The organism is Labrys sp. ALF-8, from assembly GCF_059699065.1.
Genome location: NZ_AP048537.1, coordinates 2,850,951 through 2,867,474 on the forward strand (window position 1 = coordinate 2,850,951; position 16,524 = coordinate 2,867,474).

Annotated in this window: 15 protein-coding genes; 1 reads left to right on the forward strand and 14 read right to left on the reverse strand. The window is 64.6% G+C overall.

Going from position 1 to position 16,524, the window contains the following annotated elements:
- Positions 1-154: 154 nt before the first annotated feature.
- The 12 genes from AC6H34_RS13100 to AC6H34_RS13155 form a co-directional block, all read right to left on the reverse strand.
- Entirely contained in the window at positions 155-949 is a 795-nt protein-coding gene (locus AC6H34_RS13100) for an ABC transporter ATP-binding protein (protein WP_448149547.1), read from the reverse strand.
- A 1-nt stretch (position 950) separates the two neighbouring features.
- Positions 951-1,871 (reverse strand): ABC transporter permease, encoded by a 921-nt coding sequence (locus AC6H34_RS13105; RefSeq protein ID WP_497539084.1) that lies wholly within the window; start codon positions 1,869-1,871, stop codon positions 951-953.
- A gap of 82 nt (positions 1,872-1,953) precedes the next feature.
- Complete coding sequence (locus AC6H34_RS13110; protein ID WP_448149545.1) at positions 1,954-2,919, reverse strand: ABC transporter substrate-binding protein; 966 nt, start codon at positions 2,917-2,919, stop codon at positions 1,954-1,956.
- 235 nt (positions 2,920-3,154) lie between these two features.
- Entirely contained in the window at positions 3,155-4,855 is a 1,701-nt protein-coding gene (gene rpsA, locus AC6H34_RS13115) for a 30S ribosomal protein S1 (RefSeq protein WP_448149544.1), read from the reverse strand.
- Positions 4,856-5,158: 303 nt separating this feature from the next.
- Positions 5,159-5,524, reverse strand: a complete 366-nt coding sequence (locus AC6H34_RS13120) for a cupin domain-containing protein (RefSeq protein WP_448149543.1) — start codon at positions 5,522-5,524, stop codon at positions 5,159-5,161.
- A 97-nt stretch (positions 5,525-5,621) separates the two neighbouring features.
- Positions 5,622-5,849, reverse strand: coding sequence for a formate dehydrogenase subunit delta (locus AC6H34_RS13125; RefSeq protein WP_448149542.1), 228 nt, complete (start codon positions 5,847-5,849; stop codon positions 5,622-5,624).
- A complete protein-coding gene (locus tag AC6H34_RS13130; RefSeq protein WP_497539887.1) occupies positions 5,839-6,741 on the reverse strand; it encodes a formate dehydrogenase accessory sulfurtransferase FdhD in 903 nt (300 codons plus the stop codon). Before AC6H34_RS13130 ends, AC6H34_RS13125 begins: the two co-directional genes overlap by 11 nt.
- An 85-nt stretch (positions 6,742-6,826) precedes the next feature.
- Positions 6,827-9,658 (reverse strand): formate dehydrogenase subunit alpha, encoded by a 2,832-nt coding sequence (gene fdhF, locus AC6H34_RS13135; protein WP_448149541.1) that lies wholly within the window; start codon positions 9,656-9,658, stop codon positions 6,827-6,829.
- 239 nt (positions 9,659-9,897) lie between these two features.
- Positions 9,898-11,451, reverse strand: a complete 1,554-nt coding sequence (locus AC6H34_RS13140; RefSeq protein WP_448149540.1) for a formate dehydrogenase beta subunit — start codon at positions 11,449-11,451, stop codon at positions 9,898-9,900.
- Complete coding sequence (locus AC6H34_RS13145) at positions 11,448-11,936, reverse strand: formate dehydrogenase subunit gamma (RefSeq protein WP_448149539.1); 489 nt, start codon at positions 11,934-11,936, stop codon at positions 11,448-11,450. The genes AC6H34_RS13140 and AC6H34_RS13145 overlap by 4 nt, the downstream gene beginning before the upstream one ends.
- Before the next feature lie 247 nt (positions 11,937-12,183).
- On the reverse strand, positions 12,184-12,561 hold the full coding sequence (locus AC6H34_RS13150; protein WP_448149538.1) for a hypothetical protein: 378 nt from the start codon (positions 12,559-12,561) through the stop codon (positions 12,184-12,186).
- Positions 12,562-12,718: 157 nt separating this feature from the next.
- Positions 12,719-12,976, reverse strand: a complete 258-nt coding sequence (locus AC6H34_RS13155; RefSeq protein WP_448149537.1) for a GlsB/YeaQ/YmgE family stress response membrane protein — start codon at positions 12,974-12,976, stop codon at positions 12,719-12,721.
- 427 nt (positions 12,977-13,403) lie between these two features.
- Here AC6H34_RS13155 and AC6H34_RS13160 point away from each other — a divergent pair, with 427 nt between their 5' ends.
- The gene (locus AC6H34_RS13160) at positions 13,404-14,423 is read left to right on the forward strand and encodes a carbohydrate kinase family protein (protein WP_448149536.1); all 1,020 of its coding nucleotides are present in this window, start codon (positions 13,404-13,406) and stop codon (positions 14,421-14,423) included.
- Between the two features lie 154 nt (positions 14,424-14,577).
- On the opposite strand, the gene AC6H34_RS13165 is transcribed toward AC6H34_RS13160, so the two are convergent.
- Together AC6H34_RS13165 and AC6H34_RS13170 are read right to left on the reverse strand one after the other, a co-directional pair.
- Entirely contained in the window at positions 14,578-15,117 is a 540-nt protein-coding gene (locus AC6H34_RS13165) for a DUF2569 domain-containing protein (RefSeq protein WP_448149535.1), read from the reverse strand.
- A 118-nt stretch (positions 15,118-15,235) separates the two neighbouring features.
- Positions 15,236-16,414 carry an ABC transporter ATP-binding protein gene (locus AC6H34_RS13170; protein ID WP_448149534.1) on the reverse strand — a complete coding sequence of 393 codons (1,179 nt, stop codon included), beginning with the start codon at positions 16,412-16,414 and terminating at the stop codon, positions 15,236-15,238.
- Positions 16,415-16,524: the final 110 nt, after the last annotated feature.

Genomic DNA, 16,524 nt, shown 5'->3' on the forward strand with positions numbered 1-16,524 from the left:
GCCCTCCGCGCCAGCCGATTTGATATTTCTGACCCATGGCAGGCTAAAAGACAAGCACCAAGCGCGCCCGAGCCGCCACCCATTCTTTGCTGCCGGGCTTTTCGGTTTTCGCGCAACCGAAGGTTGCATTCGTCAACAGGAAAATGACGAAGCGTTAGGCCAGCAGAAGACTGTCGTCGTCGAGCTGCTCGCCGCGCACCTTGCTGAACAGCTTCAGGAGATCGGGCACATCGAGGCCGCGGCGTTCCTCCTCGGCGAGGTCGAACGCGACCTGTCCCTCATGCAGCATCACCGTGCGGGTGCCGTAATCCAGGGCATGGCGCATCGAATGGGTGACCATGAGCGCGGTGAGCTTCTGTTCCTCGATGATCCTGCGCGTCAGTTCGAGCACGAAATCGGCGGTGCGCGGGTCGAGTGCCGCTGTGTGCTCGTCGAGCAGCAGGATCTTCATGCCGGTGAGCGTCGCCATCAGCAGGCTGACGGCCTGGCGCTGTCCGCCGGAGAGCAGGCCCATTGAATCGCCGAGGCGGTTTTCGAGCCCGAGCCCGAGGACGGAGAGCTTCTCGCGGAAGAGAGTGCGGCGTTCCCCGTTCAGCGAGGCGCCGAGCCCTCGCGCGCGCCCACGCGCGTAAGCGAGGGCCATGTTCTCTTCGATGGAAAGGTTCTCGCAGGTGCCGGCCATCGGGTCCTGGAACACGCGCGCGATCAGGCCGGCCCGCTTCGGGGCGGGCCATGCGGTAACGTCGATGCCCTCGATCTCGATGCGCCCGCGCTCGGCCCTCGCATCGCCGCTGAGGACGTTGAGGAGCGTGGACTTGCCGGCGCCGTTCGAGCCGATGACCGTGACGAACTGGCCGGCCGGGATCACGAGGTCGAGTCCGCGCAAGGCCCGGTTCTCGAGCGGGGTGCCGCGGCCGAAGGTGACGTGGATGCCTTGCAGCGCGATCATCTCATGCACTCCGCCGGAACAGGGTCTTCAGGGGATTGCGCACGCTCGGCAGCATCAGCGCAAGGCCCACCAGCACGGCCGTGACGAGGTTGATGTCGGAGGACTTCAGGCCGAGGCCGCTGGAATTCAGGGCCAGCGCGATGGCGATGCGGTAGACGATGGCCCCGATCACGCAGGACAGCAGCATGACCAGGATCGAGCGCGTGCGGAACAGCGTCTCGCCGAGGATCACGGCTGCGAGGCCGCTGACGATGGTGCCGGTACCGCCATTGGCATCGGCGAAGCCGGCGGTCTGGGCGAAGAGGGCGCCGGCGAGCGCGATCAGGGCATTGGAGAGCGCCATGCCGACATAGACATGGAGATTGGTCGACACGCCCTGCGCTCTCGCCATCCGGGCGTTCGCGCCGGTGGCACGCATCGCCAGGCCGAATTCCGAAGTGAGGAAGCGGGTGAGCGCGACCCAGACCGCCGCCACGATGACGGCGAGCGCGGCTACCTTGAGTGTTGCCTTCAAGGGCAGGCCCGTGGCCTGGATCAACGGGGAGGCCCAGGCGAAATAGTCGATCACGGTGCTCTGGTTGAGGAGCGGCAGGTTCGGCGCGCCCATGATGCGCAGGTTGATCGAGTAGAGCGCGATCATGGTGAGGATGCTGGCGAGCAGGTGCAGGATGTTGAAGCGCACATTGAGCCAGGCCGTGACGAGGCCCGCGATTGCGCCGGTCAGGATAGCGGCCAGGGTCGCCACCAGCGGATTGACGCCTGCAAGGATGAGCGCGGCGACCACCGCGCCTCCCAGGGGGAAGCTGCCGTCGACTGTCAGGTCCGGGAAATTCAGGATCCGGAAGGAGAGAAAGACGCCAAGCGCCACCAGGGCATAGACGAGCCCGATTTCGATGGCGCCCAGGAAAGAGAAGAGACTCATGAGATGGTCCTATGGGGCGGCAAAGGCCGCCCCCGGAAGCGCTGAAGTCGCGGCCTGTCGCTGTGACGCCCGCGCTCCAGGATTATTGAATGACCTTCTTTGCCTTGGCGATCAGATCCTGGGGGATCGTCACGCCCATGGAGGCAGCGGCCTTGGTGTTGACGAAGAGATCGGTACCGACGGCATTCTTCACCGGAATGTCGCCGGGCTTTTCGCCCTTGAGCACGCGCACCACGGCCTCGCCGGTCTGGCGGCCGACTTCGAAGTAGTCGAAGCCGACGGAAGCGATCGTGCCGCGCTCGACGCTGTTCGTATCGCCGGAAAAGACGGGCAGCTTGTTGTCGGCGCCGACGCCGATCACGGCCTCCAGAGCGGAAACGATCGTGTTGTCGGTCGGCACGTAGATCACGTCGGCCTTGCCGATCAGGCTCTGCGCAGCGGCCTGCACGTCGGACGACTTGGTGGCCGGAGCCTCTACGATCTCGATGCCGTAGTCAGGCGCGGCCTTCTTCAGGGCCGTCAGCAGGACGACGCTGTTGGTCTCGCCGGGATTGTAGGGAACGCCGACCTTCTTCACCGTCGGTACGATCTGCTTGATCAGCTTGAGGTGGTCGGCCACGGGCGACATGTCGGCGACGCCGGTGACGTTGCCACCGGGATGGGCGGGGTCCTTGATGAGTTGGGCGCTGACAGGGTCGGTCACGGCGGTGAAGACGACGGGAATGTCCTGCGTCGCCGCGACCACGGCCTGAGCCGAGGGCGTGGCGATGGGCACGATCACGTTCGGATTCTCGCCCACATATTTCTGCGCGATCTGTGCGGCGGTGGCCGGATTGCCCTGCGCCGTCTCGAACTGGAAGGTCAGGTTGTCGCCTTCCTTGTAACCCGCATCCTCCAGCGCCTTTTTGACGCCATCGCGGGCAGCGTTGAGCGCCGGATGCTCGACGATCGAGGTGACGGCCACCGTCACCTTGTCAGCTGCGAAGGCTGCCGAGCTCACCAGGGCAAGGGCCACGCCGGCCGCGAGCGCCAAACGATTGATACGCATCATTGTCTCCCCAATGCCCGCAAATCTCCCGCCGGATGGCGGCGTTCTGGGCGTATCGAGCGGCCATCGATCAACCAAACGTTGCGGCAATGCAAGAGGGATGATGGATTTTTCCCGGGTGCGCGGACATCCCGTCCGCGCACCTGGGAAAAGAGAAAGGGCGCGAACCCTGAGGCCGCGCCCTTCCTGCAATCGTCTCATTTCCAGGAGGCAGGCACGATGCCTGCGCTCCGGCTTACTTCTTCTCGGTGCGGGCGCGGAGCGCAGCGCCGAGGATGTCGCCGAGCGAGGCGCCGGCATCCGAGGAACCGTAAGCGGCGATCGCTTCCTTCTCCTCGGCCATTTCAAGGGCCTTGATCGAGACCTGGACCTTGCGGGCCTTGCGGTCGAACTGGATGACGCGGGCGTCGACCTTTTCGCCGGCGGCAAAGCGCTCGGGGCGCTGGTCGGCGCGGTCGCGGGCCAGATCGCCACGGCGGATGAAGGCCGTGAGGTCGGTGCCCGTGATCTTGACGTCGATGCCGCCTTCCTTCACGTCGATGACTTCGCAGGTGACGACCTGGTTCTTCTTCAGCTCGCCGGCATCGACGAAGGGATCACCAGCAAGCTGCTTGATGCCCAGCGAGATGCGCTCCTTCTCGACGTCCACGTCGAGCACCACGGCCTTGACCATGTCGCCCTTGCGGAACTCGTCGATGACCTGCTCGCCCGGACGGTTCCAGTCGAGGTCGGAGAGATGGACCATGCCGTCCACATCGCCGTCGAGGCCGATGAACAGGCCGAACTCGGTCTTGTTCTTGACTTCGCCTTCGACAACCGAACCGTTCGGATGCTTGTCGGCGAAATCTTCCCACGGATTCGACAGGGTCTGCTTGAGGCCCAGCGAGATGCGGCGCTTGACCGGATCCACCTCGAGGATCTGCACTTCCACTTCCTGCGAGGTGGAGACGATCTTGCCGGGATGGACGTTCTTCTTGGTCCACGACATTTCGGAGACGTGGATCAGGCCTTCGATGCCCGGCTCCAGTTCCACGAACGCGCCGTAGTCCGTGATGTTGGTCACGCGGCCGGTGAACTTGGCCTGCAGCGGGTACTTGGCGTCGATGCCCAGCCACGGATCGGCCTGGAGCTGCTTCATGCCCAGCGAGATGCGGTGCGTCTCGTGGTTGATCTTGATGATCTTGACCTTGACCTGCTGGCCGATGGTCAGAAGCTCCGTCGGATGGTTCACGCGGCGCCATGCGATGTCGGTGACATGCAGGAGGCCGTCGATGCCGCCGAGATCAACGAACGCACCGTAATCGGTGATGTTCTTGACCACGCCGTCGACCACCTGACCCTCTTCGAGGTTCTGGACGATCTCGTGACGCTGCTCGGCGCGGCTCTCTTCGAGGACCGTGCGGCGGGAGACGACGATATTGCCGCGGCGGCGATCCATCTTGAGGATCTGGAAGGGCTGCGGAACGTTCATCAGCGGGGTGACGTCGCGGATCGGACGGATGTCGACCTGGCTGCGCGGCAGGAAGGCCACGGCGCCGTCGAGATCGACGGTGAAGCCACCCTTGACCTGGTTGAAGATGACGCCGTCGACCTTTTCATTGGCCTCGAACGACTTCTCGAGCTTGACCCAGCTCTCTTCGCGGCGGGCCTTGTCACGCGAGATGACGGCTTCGCCCAGCGCGTTTTCGATACGCTCGAGGTAGACCTCGACCACATCGCCGACCTTGAGCGCGCTGTCGCGGCCCGGGCCGTTGAATTCCTTGAGGGCAACGCGGCCTTCGGTCTTCAGACCGACGTCGATGACCGCGAGGTCCTTCTCGATGGCGACGACGGTGCCCTTGACGACAGAGCCTTCGGCCATGTCGGAGGTGCCGAAGCTCTCGTCGAGCATGGCGGCAAAGTCTTCACGCATCGCAGTGTTTGCTTGTACGGACATAGGTTTTCCTGGCGCCGGCGGTTCGAGTTGATCATCGTTCCGCAAGGCGGCAGGGATGCTGGAGCAACCCAGGCGGGGTGTTTTTGGAAAAAGCACCACCGGCCGGCGCATGGCCCGCCGAGCAGAAACGTCTATCTGGTCTATGACCCAACGCCAGTCTCGAAAAATGAGAGACCGCTGATCGTTAGATGGGCGGTTCCATATCAAGATGGAAGGGGGTGAGCAAGGCGAGAAGTAAAGATTCTCGGCTTCTGGAGCGCGAAAAAGACTTATGCAGACTTGCGCAGAGGCCTGGAGCTTCGCTTATTTCATCGCCGCCTGGAGCAGGCTTGGCGCGCCCGTGCCCATATAGTCTTCACGCAGCGGATAGAACACGTCCATTGTCCGGCAAGCTGTGAGCGCCAGGGCCGAATGCGGCGCATGGGGCGGGATGACGGCCATCATGCCGGGCGTCACCAGATGGGTGACCCCGTCGATCGTCAGCTCCATCCGGCCCTCGAACTGGTGCACCACCTGCTCATGCGGATGGGAGTGCAGCGGCAGCACGGCGCCGGCATCGATCTGCCACATCACATAGGTCATGGTGTGGGAGTGGGCGAAGCGTCCGTGGAAGCCCGGAATGACGGTGCGGGGTTCGAGCTTGTCCCAGTCGACGACGGTGTCCGGCATGAGATGTTCCTGGGACCGCAGGCCTCGCCTGCTCGTGGAAACGACGTGCTCAACGATGACGGAAGGAGCAGGCAAGACACCTGCAATGGCCGGCAGCCTACGCCTTCTGCCGCAAACTCTCCAGCGCCTGCTTCACCAATGGGTCGATACCTTCACCGCCGGCGTCGAGATGGGCGAAGATCTGGTTGCGCATGCGCGGCTCCCAGAACTTCCTGATGTGCTCGGCGATACCCGATACGCGTCCGGCTTCCGGCTGGGAGGCGAAGAACGTGCCGATCTGGTTCGCCATGCGCACGAGTTTGGTGTGTGAATTGTCATGCGACATGAGCGAGGCTCTCCGGGACGATGCGGTGGGAATGGGTGAAGATCTCGAAGCCGTCGAAGCGGGCGACGCCGATCAGCGTGATGCCGGCTTCCTCGGCGACGCGGATGGCGAGGGCGGTGGGCGCAGAGACCGCGACGACGACGGGCGCGCCGATCATCGCTGATTTCTGCACCATTTCCACGGAGATGCGGCTTGTGAGGACGAGGATGCCGGGAAGCGCTTCCGGGTGCGCGGGCGTCTCGCCCGCTCCCGGAATAGCATCGCTCGTCTGCGGGGAGGAGGCAAAGAGCATGTCCGCATACCCGGAGAACGCCAGCGCTCCCGCGAGCTTGTCCAGCGCATTGTGCCGGCCGACATCCTCGCGCAGCGCCACCAGCCCGCCCGCCCTGGTCCAGAAGCCGGCGGCATGGACGGCTCTCGTGAGTCTGCCCAGTTCCTGCGCCGGCGTGAGCGAAGCCAGTGCCGCCTCGATGTCGGCTGGCGAAAAGGCGAGCGTGCTCTCGATCGTTCGCGGCTTGCGCACCGCTTCGGTGAGGCTGTCGATGCCGCAGAGGCCGCAGCCGGTGGGACCGGCGAGCATGCGACGGCGGGCGGCAAGGGTGGCGCCGCGGTCGCCCTTCAGCCACATCCGCAGTTCGACGCCTTCGTCGTAGTCGACGCGTTCGAATTCGGCGATGTCCTCGGTGGAGGCGATGATGCCCTCGGTGAGGGAGAAGCCATAGGCGAAATCGCGGAGGTCGGAGGGGCTCGCCATCATCACGGCATGCGAGCCGCCATCATAGACGAGGGAGACGGCGGTCTCCTCCGGAATGACGCGCTCGCCCGGGGTGAGCACGCCATCGCGCCAGGCGACGCGGGTGACGGAACGGGCGGGAGAGGGGTTTTTCTGCATCATGGATTTCGTGATGTTGCCGAGCCCCGATGGCAAAGGCTGCGGATCCCCACAACGCTAGCCGACCCGCCTCCGTCGATTCCCCTCACTCCGCCGCGATGCGACGCGAATTCCTCGCCATCGCCTCATATTCCTCCTGCCACTGCGAAGGACCGTTGGAGGGCATGACCTGCACCGCCGTCACCTTGTATTCGGGGCAATTGGTCGCCCAGTCAGAATAGTCGGTGGTGATGACGTTGGCCTGCGTCGTGGGGTGGTGGAAGGTGGTGTAGACCACGCCCGGCGCCACCCGGTCCGTGATCGTGGCGCGAAGCGACGTCGAACCCGAACGGCTTTCGAGGCGCACCCAGTCATGCTCACGGATGCCGCGCTGCTCGGCATCGTGCGGATGGATCTCGAGGAGATCCTCCTCATGCCACAGCACGTTCTCCGTGCGCCGTGTCTGCGCGCCGACATTGTACTGCGAGAGGATGCGGCCGGTGGTCAGCAGCAGCGGGAAGCGCGAGCCGGTGCGCTCGTCGGTCGGCACATACTCGGTGATCATGAAGCGGCCCTTGCCGCGCACGAAATGGTCGATGTGCATGATGGGCGTGCCTTCGGGCGCCTTCTCGTTGCAGGGCCACTGCACCGAGCCGTCCTGTTCGAGCTTCTCGTAGGAGACGCCGGCGAAGGAGGGCGTGAGGCGCGCGATCTCGTCCATGATCTGGGAGGGGTGGTCGTACGGCATCGAGAAGCCCATGGCCTCGGCGAGCAGGATGGTGACCTCCCAGTCGGCGTAGCGGGCCTTGGGGCTCATCACCTTGCGAACACGCTGGATGCGGCGCTCGGCATTGGTGAAGGTGCCGTCCTTCTCCAGGAAGGAGGAGCCGGGCAGGAAGACATGGGCGTAGTTTGCTGTCTCGTTCAGGAAGAGATCCTGCACGACGACGCATTCCATTGCCGCGAGACCCGCCGTGACGTGCTTGGTGTCGGGATCGGACTGCACGATGTCCTCGCCCTGCACGTAGAGACCGCGGAACGAGCCTTCGACGGCGGCGTCAAGCATGTTGGGAATGCGCAGGCCCGGCTCCTTTTCAAGGTGCACGCCCCAGAACTCCTCGAACATGTGGCGCACTTCGTCCCCGGCGATGTGGCGATAGCCCGGCAGTTCATGCGGGAACGATCCCATGTCGCAGGAACCCTGCACGTTGTTCTGGCCGCGCAGCGGGTTCACGCCCACGCCCCGCCGGCCGAGATTGCCGGTGGCCATGGCGAGGTTGGCGATCGCCATCACGGTGGTCGAGCCCTGGCTGTGCTCGGTGACGCCGAGGCCGTAATAGATCGCCCCGTTGCCGCCTGTTGCATAGAGGCGCGCAGCGCCGCGGATCAGTTCCGGGTCGACGCCGGTATATTGCTGCACCGCCTCGGGCGAATTGCGTTCCTGGGCCACGAAGCTCGCCCAGGCCTGGAATTCGTCCCAGTCGCAACGCTCGCGGACGAAGGCTTCGTTGACGAGGCCTTCGGTGACGATGACATGCGCCAGCGCCGTCATGACCGCGACATTGGTGCCCGGCAGCAGCGGCAGGTGATACGCCGCCTCGATATGGGGACTGCGCACGATGTCGGTCTTGCGCGGATCGATGACGATCAGGCGGGCGCCCTCGCGCAGGCGCTTCCTCATGCGCGAGCCGAAAACCGGATGTCCGTCGGTAGGATTGGCGCCGATGACGATGATCACGTCGCTGTCCTCGACCGAGTCGAAGTCCTGCGTTCCGGCCGAGGTGCCGAAGGCCTGGCCGAGACCGTAGCCCGTGGGCGAATGGCAGACGCGGGCGCAGGTATCGACATTGTTGTTGCCGAAACCGCCGCGGATCAGCTTCTGGACCAGATAGGTCTCTTCATTGGTGCAGCGCGAGGAGGTGATGCCGCCGATCGAGGCCTTGCCATGGCTGGCCTGGATGCGCTTGAACTCCGACGCCGCGTAGCCGATCGCCTCTTCCCAGGACACTTCCTTCCAGGGATCGGTGATCTTGGCCCTGATCATCGGGGTGAGGATGCGCTCCTTGTGGGTGGCATAGCCCCAGGCGAAACGGCCCTTGACGCAGGAATGGCCGCGATTGGCCTTGCCGTCCTTGTAGGGCACCATGCGCACGACTTCCTCGCCGCGCATCTCGGCCTTGAAGGCACAGCCCACGCCGCAATAGGCACAGGTCGTCACCACCGAATGCTCGGGCTGGCCGATCTCGATCACCTTGTTCTCGGTGAGCGTGGCCGTCGGGCAGGCCTGCACGCAGGCGCCGCAGGAGACGCAGTCGGAATCGAAGAAGGTCTCGTTCATGCCCGGCGAGACGCGGCTGTCGAAGCCGCGGCCGGAGATCGTCAGCGCGAAGGTGCCCTGGACCTCCTCGCAGGCACGCACGCAGCGCGAGCAGACGATGCATTTGGAGGTGTCGAAGGTGAAGTACGGGTTCGACGTGTCCTTCTCCAGGCCGAGATGGTTGTCGCCCTCATAGCCGTAGCGCACTTCGCGCAGGCCCACCGCGCCGGCCATGTCCTGCAGTTCGCAGTCACCGTTGGCGGCGCAGGTGAGGCAGTCGAGCGGGTGGTCGGAGATGTAGAGCTCCATCACGCCCTTGCGGATTTCCTTCAGGCGCTGGGTCTGGGTCTTGACCTTGATGCCCTGGGCCACTGGCGTGGTGCAGGAGGCGGGCGTGCCGGCACGGCCCTCGATCTCCACAAGGCACATGCGGCAGGAGCCCCAGGCATCCACCATGTCGGTGGCGCACAGCTTGGGGATCTGCGTGCCCATTTCCATGGCGGCGCGCATGATGGACGTGCCCTCGGGCACCGTGAGCTCCTGGCCGTCGATGGTGAGGGTCACCATCTTCTCCGACTTCGAGAGCGGCGTGCCGTAGTCGATTTCATGAACGAGGGACATCACGACACCTTCAGTGAAATGCAGGGACGGAATTCTTGGCGGGGGCGGTTCTGCCCCTAACCTCAATCCTCTCCCCGCAAGCGGGGCGAGGGGAGCCGGACGTCGCGCCTTCCGCGCGAGACACTATGCTCTCAAAATATGGCGCAACGTCGAAGTCCCCCGACCCCGTTCCCACGGGGAGAGACGAGAGGAGGGGCTTGGCGACCTTGAACGCGAAAGCTTGAACCACAGCCATCCGCCTACTCCGCCGCGATCCGGTGCGGCGAGCCGTGGAAATCCTCAGGAAAGTGTCGGATGGCCGAGAGGACAGGGTAGGGCGTGAAGCCGCCGAGGGCGCAGAGCGAACCGAACTTCATCGTCTGGCAAAGGTCCTCGACGATGGCGATATTGCGCGCCACGTCCTTGCCCGCGATGATCTTGTCGATGGTCTCGGCGCCGCGGGTCGAGCCGATGCGGCAGGGCGTGCACTTGCCGCAGCTCTCTATGGCGCAGAACTCCATGGCGAAGCGTGCCTGGCGGCGCATGTCGACGGTGTCGTCGAACACCACGATGCCGCCATGGCCGATCAGCCCGTCCTTGGCCGCGAAGGCCTCGTAGTCGAAGGGGGTACCGAAGAGCTCGCGCGGGAAGTAGGCGCCGAGCGGTCCGCCGACCTGCACCGCGCGTACGGGCCGGCCGGTGAAACAGCCGCCGCCGATATCGTCGATGAGTTCGCCGAGCGTGATGCCGAACGCGGTCTCGAACAAGCCGCCATAATTGATGTTGCCGGCAAGCTGGACCGGCATGGTGCCGCGCGAGCGCCCCATGCCGAAGTCGCGATACGCCTCCGCGCCATCGGCAAGGATGACCGGCACGGTTGCGAGCGAGATCACGTTGTTGATCACGGTCGGCCTGCGGAACAGGCCCTTGTGAGCCGGCAGCGGGGGCTTGGCGCGCACCGTGCCCCGCCTGCCTTCGAGGCTTTCGAGCAGCGAGGTTTCTTCGCCGCAGACATAGGCGCCGGCGCCGACGCGTACCTCCATGTCGAAATCGTGGGCGGACCCCAGTATGCCCTTGCCCAGCACATTCGCGCGGCGCGCCTTGTCGATGGCGGCATTCATCGCCGCGACCGCGTGAGGATATTCGGAGCGAATGTAGACATAGCCTTTCGTCGCGCCCGTTGCGACGCCGGCGATCGCCATGCCCTCGACCAGGCAGAACGGATCGCCTTCCATCAGCATGCGGTCGGCGAAGGTGCCGCTGTCGCCTTCGTCCGCGTTGCAGACGATATACTTCTGCGGCGCCGCGGCATCGGCGACCGTCTTCCATTTGATGCCGGTCGGAAAGCCCGCGCCCCCGCGGCCGCGAAGACCCGACTTGGTGACTTCCTCCAGGATTGCAGCAGGACCGATGGCAATGGCCTTCTCCAGGCCCTTGAGGCCGCCATGGGCCTTGTAGTCATCGATATCGCGGGGGTCCACGATGCCGACACGCGAGAAGGTGAGGCGGGTCTGCCTCTTGAGGAAGGGCAGTTCCTCGGGCTTGCCTACCCGCAGTTTGTGCATGCCGTCACCGGCAAAGGCCGCGAGCAGGTCGCCGGCGTCTTCCGGTTCCACCGGGCCGTAGCCGATGCGTCCGTCCGGCGTCACCAGTTCCACCAGCGGTTCCAGCCACGCCATGCCGCGCGAGCCGTTGCGGATGATCTCGATGTCGACCTTCCCGGCGATGGCCGCGACCCTGAAGGCCGCCGCCACTTCGTCGGAGCCGCAGGCGATGGCGGCCGCGTCGCGCGGAATGTAGAGGCGAAGGGTCATCGCGCCACCTCTTCGAGAGCCAGGTGATCGAGCGCCTTGTCGAGCTTCTTCTCGTCGAGGCGGGCAACCAGCCTGTCGTCGATCATGGCAGCGGGGGAAACCGCGCACATCCCGAGGCAATAGACCGGTTCGAGCGTCACACGCCCGTCCCGCGTGGTCTCGCCGAAGGCGATGCCGAGCTTGCGGGTGAGATGGTCGGCAAGAGCCTCGCAGCCGGCGGCCTGGCAGGCCTCGGCACGGCAGAGCTTCACGACATGGTCACCCGCCGGCTCGCGGCGGAAGTCGTGATAGAACGTGACGACGCCATGGACTTCCGCCCGCGACAGATTCAGTGCATCCGCGATCAGGGGTTCCGCAGGCTCCGGCACGTAGCCGAATGTTTCCACGAAGGAGTGCAGGATCGGCAGCAGGGGCCCCTCCAGGGCCTGGCTCGCCGCGATGAGCTCCTCGGCGCGGGCGGTATTCCAATCCTCGTGGGCCGGCATGCCACTCTCTTTCGACTAATTCCAGACAGCGAAAAATGCGCGCTTGACCCTGCGCGATCAAGCCGCAATTTCCGTCGATTGATAGAAAATTTCTATCAATAAAAAGATATTGGGCGTCGTTTTCAATTAAATCAGAAGCGCTAAGAAATAGGGCAAACGACAAAAAGCCTCCGCTGCACGGGCAACGGAGGCTCCCATCATTCATTGCGCTCGGAGCGCCGTTCAAGCATGTCCGGCGCCGGCCGGCTCAGTAGCAGACTCGCTCGCGGGCAATGCGCCAGCCATAAGGTGTCTGGATCCGCACGCGCCGCCAGCCACAAGCCGGCGCATCGTAATAATAGCCGTCGTCGTAGCCATAACCATAGCCGGGCCCGTACCCATAACCATACCCGTAGCCCGGTCCATAGAGGAGGGGTGCAGCGGCAAGGCCCGTGATCAGGCCCGCGGCACCCCAGCCCCAGCCACCGCCGCCCCAGTGACCGTGCCCCCAGCCACCGTGCCACCCGCCATGCCAGCCGCCGCCCCGGTAGTACAACGGCCTCGCCTCGACCGGCGCGGCGGTCGAGATGACCGCGGCACCGACCGTCAGGGCCGCCAATGCGGCCAATACGATCTTGCGAAACATCGGAAAAGCTCCTGAGAAGGGGCCCTGCCCAGGCCTTCGCGGGAAGGGCTCCGGGTCCTTGGATTCAAATATTACCTAAAGTTATTTATTAAACCGGGACGGCTGAATTTTTCCCGTCCCGGCCGTTCATTTTCCGTTCATTTTCGGCGGGCGTCAATCACGCTCGCTTGAAGAGGCGCAGTACGAAAATCAGGATGATGGCGCCGATCAGGGCGAACACGATGTCGTTCACCCACATGTTGCCGAGATCGATGTTCAGGTGCGGGCGGATCAGCCAGCCGCTGAGGAACGCGCCGACGACGCCGACCACCAGGTCGCCGATCAGCCCGAAGCCGCCGCCGCTCATGATCAGGCCCGCGAGCCAGCCGGCGATGATGCCGACAACCAGAAAGACAAGAAGGGATTCTCCGCCCATGGCACTCAACTCCATTTTGCCGCCGCCAGCGGGATGAGGGCTGCAGCGATCCTGTTCTACGCACGACTCGCACGAGCCGGCAGCCCGAACCTTCGGCCCGGACCATCCGTCTCGTGACTTGCCACCGCCGCTGATCAACCTCAATGGCTGCGAATGGTTGCAGGGGAAAGAAAATAAAATTGTCCAGAGAATTATATGACGTTAGGGAATGTAAGGGCTTGCCGGCAATCTATACGTGCGTTCTGGAGGCTTTTTCGCGCCGCGCCATTGCACGCGGACACTTGCGCGGCAGGCATTGCAAAGCGCCGCGAATAATTGTTTTGTTTGACCACAAATAGGCGCTGCTCCCGGTGAATCGATTTATCCTATCGTTCCTCCGGTGGTTGGCCAGTCATGGGTCGAGGAAATGCAAGGCGAGCAGGCGGGTATGGCACGTTCCGGTATCATCACGGCCGGAACCTGGTGCGTGGACGGCAACAAGCTGGTGGAATTCTGGCCGGGCGAGGACGGCCTCGCGGAGATCCTGCACGAGGAGTATCGGGGCGGCGGTTCCGGCTGCAATCTCGCCATCGACATGAAGCGCCTCGATCCCGGCATATGGGTCGAGACGATGGGGCTCATCGGCGACGACGAGGACGGCAGGCTGCTCTATGCCGAGGCGGACCGGTACGGTATCGACCGACGCAAGCTTGCGATGACACGGGAGGCGCGGACGATCCACACTGATGCCTATACCTCGAAGCGTTCCGGCCGACGCACGCACATCTTCAGCATGGGTGCCGGTGCCTTGTTGACGCCGGATCATTTCGATTTCACCGATACCAGGGGACGCATCCTGCATCTCGGCCTGCCAGGCGTGCACAAGCGCATGGACCAACCCTGGAACGGCGACGCCAATGGCTGGTTGACGGTGCTCCGCAAGGCCCGGGGCGCCGGTCTCACCACCAATCTGGAACTCGCCACCGCTTCGCCCGAAAGGCTGAGGGAACTCGTCCGGCCCCTCCTGCCGCATCTCGACCTGCTGGTGGTCAACGACAGCGAGATCGGTTCGATCGGCGGGGAGCAAACGGTACGCGACGACCAGACGGTCGTGAGCGCCTGCGTCGCCGCGGCTCGCAAGGTGCTGGCGGAGGGAACCTGCCAGGTCGTCGCCGCGCACTTCCCGAAGGGGGCGGTCGCCGTCACGCGTGCGGGAGAGGTGATCACGCAGCCCTCGGTCCGCGTCCCCAAGGAGGCGGTGGCCGGAGCCAATGGTGCAGGCGATGCCTTCGCCGCCGGCTTCCTCTACGGCTTCCACGAGGGGTGGGATCTGAAGCGTGGCCTGGCGCTGGCCCACGCCGCCGCTGCCGCCTCCTTGCGCTCGGTCACGACCTGCGACGCCGTCGCGCCATGGCGGGAATGCCTGGCGCTGGCGGATCAGTGGGGCTGGAACGACACCGTGGCGTGACTACGCCCGGCGGAGATTTTTGACGTTTCGGGTGGATCGATGCGAGGCGGGGCGGAGAGCAAAGCGCGTTTAGGCAGAAGCGTCGTTTTGCTATAACTCTTTGTTTTTAAAAGCGTCTTTGAGTTCTGTCGATTCCCTCAGGACGCAAAGCGCCCTAGAAGATCTCGCCGATCTTCTTGTCGACCATGGCCTCGCGGGCGCGGAAGGTATTGGCGACGCGGCGTGAACGGTTGAAATAGGGGATCCAGATCGCCGCTCCGGCCACGACCCGTATGACGTCCCGGAGATTGTTCGGATCCATCGCGGTTCCCAGGGTGTCGGCCATCATCTTGTCGAGGCCGACCTCACCCAAGGTCATCAGCAGCAGCGCGACGTAGAAGATCGTCATGAGCCGTGGAACGGTCGGCGAATAGGTGAAGATGCGATAGAGACATAGCGCCGCCAGTCCCAGGATGACGAATCCCGAAAGCGCGGAGAGGCCGACAGGCACGCGCAAGGCCGCTGCCGTTTCGTTGCTGCCCAGGATGATGGCCTTTATGCCTTCCCACTGGCTCACGACGGAATAGAGATTGTAGCCCGTCAGGAGGATCGTGCCGCACAGGCCCAGGATCGGCAGGATCAGCCAACCGCCGATGCCGACGGGTCCGTCCGGCCTGCGGGCTGTGTCCAGCGCCTGTTCGCCCGTATAAGCCATGCGTGCCGCCCCCGTTTGTGCATGGCTGTAGCATAGCCACGCACGCCGGCGCCTCTGTGTCGGATCGCACGCATGAGGCGCAGGGCTCCCCTCGCTTCGCGCGGGAGGGCGTTGTCGCCTACCGTATCGCCTGGCCCGTATCGGGAGCGAAGAAGCGCGCCTGCGTCATGTCGACGCCGATCTCGATGCGGTCGCCGCGCTGCGGCAGGCGTGCCGGCTCGACACGGGCGGTGATGCGGTTGGCGTGGGTGATGGCAGCCTCCGACCCGGTGGAGAACTTGCTGGTCCCCGCCACGGCCGAGGCGATCGGCAGATCGAAGAAGAGATAGGCGTCCGCGCCGGTCATTTCGGTGAGCAGGATCTCGCAGGGCAGTCCCTGCGGGGCCGGCAGGCGAAATGCCTCGGGCCGCAGGCCCAGTATGACGTCGCGCCCCTTCCAATCCGCAAGCCCTGGATTGGCCTGGAATGCGTCGGCTCCCATGGAGAGGCGCAGTGTCGATCCCGCGATCTCGGCAAAGCGAGCGCCGCCCTCCTCGCCGAGACGCACCTGGATGAAGTTCATGGCGGGGGAACCGATGAAGCCGGCCACGAACAGGTTCACCGGGTTCTCATAGAGCTCGCGCGGCGGAGCGCATTGCTGGAGGTTGCTCTCGCTGCCGTCGCTGACCGGCCGCAGCACGGCGACGCGGTCGCCCATCGTCATGGCTTCGACCTGGTCGTGCGTGACATAGAGGGTCGTGACGCCGAGCTGGGCGTTGAGGAGCTTGAGCTCGGCCCTCATCTGGACTCGCAGCTTGGCATCGAGGTTGGACAGCGGCTCGTCCATCAGGAAGCACTTCGGATCGCGTACGATGGCGCGGCCCATGGCCACGCGCTGGCGTTGGCCGCCTGAAAGCGCGCCCGGCTTGCGCTTGAGGAGATGGGTGAGGTCGAGGATGCGCGCCGCCTTCTCCACTTTCTCCTTGATCGTCGCCGCCGGCACTTTGCGCTGGCCGAGGCCGAAGGCCATGTTCTCGTAGACGTCCATATGCGGATAGAGCGCGTAGTTCTGGAACACCATGGCGACGTCGCGGTCACCCGGTTCGGCGTCGGTGACGTCACGGCCACCGATGAGCACGCGGCCCTGTGACAGTTCCTCCAGCCCGGCAGCGCTGCGAAGCAGCGTGGACTTGCCGCAGCCCGACGGACCGACGAGCACGAGGAATTCGCCATCCCGGATATCGAGATCGACATTGGCCAGCGCCAGCGTTCCGTCCGCGAAGCGCTTGCCGACGGATTTGAAGGAAAGATTTGCCATTCAGCGGGCTCCTTTCGGCGGGAGGCCAGGGGGGCGAGACGCTGCGCGGAACGCTAAGCCGCGACGCCGAAGTCCCCTCGCCCCGTTCTCGCGGGGAGAGGTAGCCTGAC

Coding starts and splice junctions, on each gene's coding strand:
- AC6H34_RS13170 (WP_448149534.1), bottom strand. CDS start 16,414: ATGGCAAATCTTTCCTTCAAATCCGTCGGCAAGCGCTTCGCGGACGGA.
- fdhF (WP_448149541.1), bottom strand. CDS start 9,658: ATGTCCCTCGTTCATGAAATCGACTACGGCACGCCGCTCTCGAAGTCG.
- AC6H34_RS13105 (WP_497539084.1), bottom strand. CDS start 1,871: ATGAGTCTCTTCTCTTTCCTGGGCGCCATCGAAATCGGGCTCGTCTAT.
- rpsA (WP_448149544.1), bottom strand. CDS start 4,855: ATGTCCGTACAAGCAAACACTGCGATGCGTGAAGACTTTGCCGCCATG.
- AC6H34_RS13145 (WP_448149539.1), bottom strand. CDS start 11,936: ATGCCGGCCCACGAGGATTGGAATACCGCCCGCGCCGAGGAGCTCATC.
- AC6H34_RS13125 (WP_448149542.1), bottom strand. CDS start 5,849: ATGTCGCATGACAATTCACACACCAAACTCGTGCGCATGGCGAACCAG.
- AC6H34_RS13130 (WP_497539887.1), bottom strand. CDS start 6,741: ATGCAGAAAAACCCCTCTCCCGCCCGTTCCGTCACCCGCGTCGCCTGG.
- AC6H34_RS13110 (WP_448149545.1), bottom strand. CDS start 2,919: ATGCGTATCAATCGTTTGGCGCTCGCGGCCGGCGTGGCCCTTGCCCTG.
- AC6H34_RS13160 (WP_448149536.1), top strand. CDS start 13,404: ATGGCACGTTCCGGTATCATCACGGCCGGAACCTGGTGCGTGGACGGC.
- AC6H34_RS13100 (WP_448149547.1), bottom strand. CDS start 949: ATGATCGCGCTGCAAGGCATCCACGTCACCTTCGGCCGCGGCACCCCG.
- AC6H34_RS13120 (WP_448149543.1), bottom strand. CDS start 5,524: ATGCCGGACACCGTCGTCGACTGGGACAAGCTCGAACCCCGCACCGTC.
- AC6H34_RS13150 (WP_448149538.1), bottom strand. CDS start 12,561: ATGTTTCGCAAGATCGTATTGGCCGCATTGGCGGCCCTGACGGTCGGT.
- AC6H34_RS13155 (WP_448149537.1), bottom strand. CDS start 12,976: ATGGGCGGAGAATCCCTTCTTGTCTTTCTGGTTGTCGGCATCATCGCC.
- AC6H34_RS13165 (WP_448149535.1), bottom strand. CDS start 15,117: ATGGCTTATACGGGCGAACAGGCGCTGGACACAGCCCGCAGGCCGGAC.
- AC6H34_RS13140 (WP_448149540.1), bottom strand. CDS start 11,451: ATGACCCTTCGCCTCTACATTCCGCGCGACGCGGCCGCCATCGCCTGC.